Source organism: Candidatus Nanopelagicales bacterium, assembly GCA_018003655.1.
Classification (GTDB): domain Bacteria; phylum Actinomycetota; class Actinomycetes; order S36-B12; family UBA10799; genus JAGNDY01.
The window spans coordinates 1-3719 of the sequence record JAGNDY010000141.1 but is presented as its reverse complement, the minus strand read 5'-3'; the positions used below and the strand labels follow the sequence as shown (position 1 = coordinate 3719).

The 3719-nt window shown below is 63.9% G+C and carries 5 protein-coding genes; 2 read left to right on the top strand and 3 right to left on the bottom strand.

Annotated elements, in window-relative coordinates; all coding sequences use genetic code 11:
* Positions 1-17: 17 nt before the first annotated feature.
* Positions 18-746, bottom strand: coding sequence for a hypothetical protein (locus tag KAZ48_11365; protein ID MBP7973388.1), 729 nt, complete (start codon positions 744-746; stop codon positions 18-20).
* Between the two features lie 92 nt (positions 747-838).
* Positions 839-1204, bottom strand: coding sequence for an FmdB family transcriptional regulator (locus tag KAZ48_11360; protein ID MBP7973387.1), 366 nt, complete (start codon positions 1202-1204; stop codon positions 839-841).
* Between the two features lie 85 nt (positions 1205-1289).
* Between KAZ48_11360 and KAZ48_11355 the strand changes: the two genes are divergently transcribed.
* Together KAZ48_11355 and KAZ48_11350 are read left to right on the top strand one after the other, a co-directional pair.
* A complete protein-coding gene (locus KAZ48_11355; protein MBP7973386.1) occupies positions 1290-2201 on the top strand; it encodes an ATP-binding cassette domain-containing protein in 912 nt (303 codons plus the stop codon).
* On the top strand, positions 2201-2962 hold the full coding sequence (locus tag KAZ48_11350; GenBank protein MBP7973385.1) for an ABC transporter permease subunit: 762 nt from the start codon (positions 2201-2203) through the stop codon (positions 2960-2962). Before KAZ48_11355 ends, KAZ48_11350 begins: the two co-directional genes overlap by 1 nt.
* A gap of 5 nt (positions 2963-2967) precedes the next feature.
* Here KAZ48_11350 and KAZ48_11345 read toward each other — a convergent pair whose 3' ends face one another.
* Positions 2968-3528, bottom strand: coding sequence for a hypothetical protein (locus tag KAZ48_11345; protein ID MBP7973384.1), 561 nt, complete (start codon positions 3526-3528; stop codon positions 2968-2970).
* Positions 3529-3719: the final 191 nt, after the last annotated feature.

Genomic DNA, 3719 nt, shown 5'->3' with positions numbered 1-3719 from the left:
CTGCGCAACCGCACCAGCTAATCAGTTCGGACGATGGCGCTGAGTCGACTGCGCGTTGCCGCAGCTGCCAGCGCGGTTGCCGTGGGTCTGTCGACGCCCAACACGATCATCGACCCGGAGTCCAACCCGCCGGCCGAGGAACGTGACGGACCCCCGAACAGGCTCGCATCGCCTCCACTAGTGGTGTCCGGCACGACGATCACCCGCACCTTCTCGGCGACCACCCGAGCAGAGCCGGCCGACGGATCTGCGCTCGTTTCCTCACCAATCCCACCCGCACGGGCCGCCAGGATGTCGATGAGGTCACCGGGTTTGAGCAATGCAACCTCGCCTGGATCGGCCAGGCGTACCGTTGCCGCGACCAACTCACCGGCCTGCTCCTGCGGTAGCCCAACATCGAGCAGGCCCGGACCGATCACGCGGCTGGGCCCGATGGGTTCACCAGCAAGCAATGCCCCGGTGGTGATGCGGCCGATGGCTAGGTCGCGATCGACGAATGACTCAGGATGGCTTACCGAGGTGGGCCAGGCGGTTGTGGTGACGTCTGCGGCCTGAATAGCGTGCCCCGCAGGCAGATCGGTGCTGGCGGCCACCAACTCCAAGGTGGTTTGCGTTGCCGGCTTGAGGGCAGTGATGAGGAAGTAGACGCTCGCGGCGATAAGCACAGACCCAATGAGTCTGCGCTGACGACGGATGAGGCGCTGGACCCGTTCGAACGGGCTAGATGTGTCGGACGTGCCTGCCATGAATCAACCCCCCACTCGGGCGCTCGGAGGAACGCCTAGTTGGGAGGCTATTGCGGATTCAGGATGCGCGGCTGAGGCCATCCACAGGGTTGCTAGTCGGCCTTCGTGGCTGCGGATGATGTGGACGATCCCGATGACGATCCCGTTGAACTGCTCGGCGTTGTGGCGGAGCCGGAACCGTCGGAGCTGCCGGTCTTTGCCGCGCCATCCTTGGCTGACGTGGCCGCTGGCGTCTTCGAGGAACCAGCGTCGGAGTTGCTGGACTTAGCCTTGCTCGCCGCCGCCCGACTGTCGTTCTTGTAGAAGCCACTACCTTTGAACACGACGCCGACATTGCCGAAGATTTTGCGGAGTTTTCCGCCACAGGACGGGCATTGAGTGAGGGAATCGTCGTGAATCGACTGCACGACCTCTAGCGGCTCACTGCATTCGGTGCAGACGTATTCATAGGTGGGCACGGGTTCATTCCTCCGGAGCGACTATCACCTGACATTGGCGACATGTGCGAGCTTACGTGGCCGATGCCCGGTAGCGTCCGGCTGCATGAAGGTTGAAGTGAGCGGGCTGACAAAGGTCTACGGGAAGAAGAAGGCGGTCGATGACTTGACCTTCACCCTTGAGCCCGGTGTGGTGACTGGTTTTCTGGGCCCCAATGGGTCCGGAAAGTCCACGACCATGCGGCTAATGCTGGGCCTTGACCACGGCAGCGGTCGGACTTTGTGGAATGGGCAGCCGCTGGTTGACCACCCGCACGCCACCCGGGTTGTCGGCGCTCACCTGGATGCGAACTTCTTCAACCCGAACCGAACTGCTCGCGCGCACCTACGCATGCTCGCTGCCGACGCCAACCTCTCCAAAGCCCGCGTGGACGAGGTGATCGACCTGGTCGGATTGGAGTCGGTGGCGAAGAAGCGACCCAAGTCGTTCTCCCTCGGTATGGGTCAACGGCTCGGCCTTGCTGGTGCGATCCTCGCCGAGCCGTCAACCCTGGTGCTCGACGAGCCGGCCAACGGATTGGACCCACAGTCGATCCACTGGCTGCGCGATTTCCTCCGGTTCTACGCCTCCCAGGGCAATGTCGTGTTCGTATCCAGTCACCTGCTCAGCGAGATGCAGCTGATGGCCGACCGGCTCGTCGTCATCTCTCGCGGCTCGCTGATCGCGGACGAGATGATGGCCGACTTCGTCTCGCGCAGTACCCGCAACGATGTGCTCGTCCGAAGCTCGGACCGGCATCGGCTGTTGGAGGCCCTTCGGGTCGACGGGGTGGCCGCGGTTGCCGAGGGTCAGGACGGGCTCTCTGTTCAGGGCGCGGCGACCGACCGGGTCGGCGAGATTGCGTTTCGCAATCAGATTCAGCTACGCGAACTGTCCGCGCGCACGGCCAGCCTTGAGGAGGTCTTCCTTGAGTTGACCAACGAGGGTCAGGAATTCGCCACTGGAGGGAGGAACTGATGGTCGGCGTACTGCGCTACGAATGGCGGCGGATCTCGTCGATCAGGTCGACCTGGATCTTGCTCGCACTGTCGATCGTGTTCTCCGCGGGACTTGCGGCGCTGGTCACGGTTGGACTCAACGCCGCCAACTCGGTGTCCGATTCTGACTCGACGGTTGAGCCGGCCGGACTACTGAGCATGGGCGGCGCGCTGAGTACCGCCACGACCAACTTCGTCGTCTTGGTGTTGCTTGGAACGGTCGCTGCGCAGGCGTTCGGTCAGGAGTACCGGCAGGGCACGATCCGGTTGACGCTGACAGCCTTCCCACGGCGGATGCCGGTGTTCGTCGGCAAGGTGCTCGTTTGCTGCCTGTGGATCACGGCCGCGTTCGTCCTCTCACTTGTCGTGTCGGCGCTGATCTTCTGGCCACAGACCGGCATCATCGCCCACCCGGACAGCACGGTCTCTTTCGCCGCGTTCATCCTGCGGGCGTGGTTGTTCTTGATGGGGTTCTGCCTGGTGGTGTTTGCCGTCACCGTCCTGACCCGAATCTTGGCCCTCGGCGTGATCATTCCGTTGCTGCTCGCCGTCGTCGTGGAGAACCTGATCACTGGCCTGGCCGGCAGTTGGCTGCCCTGGATCGGCAAGGTTCTGCCGTTCACCTCCGGCAACAACTTCGTGGCTGGCGAGGACATGGTGCGCAATGGCCTGGTGTATCTCGCCTGGGTGGCCGTACTGGTGGCCGCTGCGCTGGTTGTTTTCGAACGCAAGGACGCGTAGGCCCGCTAGCCGATCACGTACTCGTCGACGAGTTGATCATGGGCCTCGGTCACCAGGTCGGTGCGCACTTCGCCCGGCCCGACCAACGCGAGTCGCAGTGGGCCACGCGAATCGACGAACCCGGCGAACATCCGGTCGTAGTAGCCACCACCTTGGCCCAGACGCTGACCGTAGCCGGAAACGGCCAACGCCGGAACGATGACCACCTCACAGCCGAGTGCTGTCAGACCGGCCGCACCAAACGCTACGAGTGACCGTTCGGGATCGGCCAGATCCGCCCACGCGAGTTCCGGGTGGGCAACGCCGTCGTGTTCGACAACCGGCACCAAAACCCGTGCTCCGGCCTGCGTCAGGGCCCGGTTCAGCGCAGTAGTCGGAGGTTCGTTGAACACCGCCTCGTAACTGGCAACAGTGGCCCCGGTTGCACACGCCCGGGCCACGGCGTCACGTTGCGAGAACGCCTGGGCAATCGCCGCGCCTCGGTCATCCCAACCCCGCTCGCCGAGCTGGCGTCGAAGATCACGACGGGCGGCTCGGATCTGCGCCCGGATTTCTGATTTGTCCACTTTGGCAGTCTCCTTGTGGTCGTACTTACTCGTCCACCCGGTTATCGTCAGAGCATGGCCGATCAATCCACGACCTCTGATGCCCGGGCGCTCCCACTGCGCAAGGCGGTGATTCCGGCCGCAGGACTCGGCACGCGGTTCCTGCCCGCCACCAAGGCGCAGCCGAAGGAGATGCTCCCGGTTGTCGACCG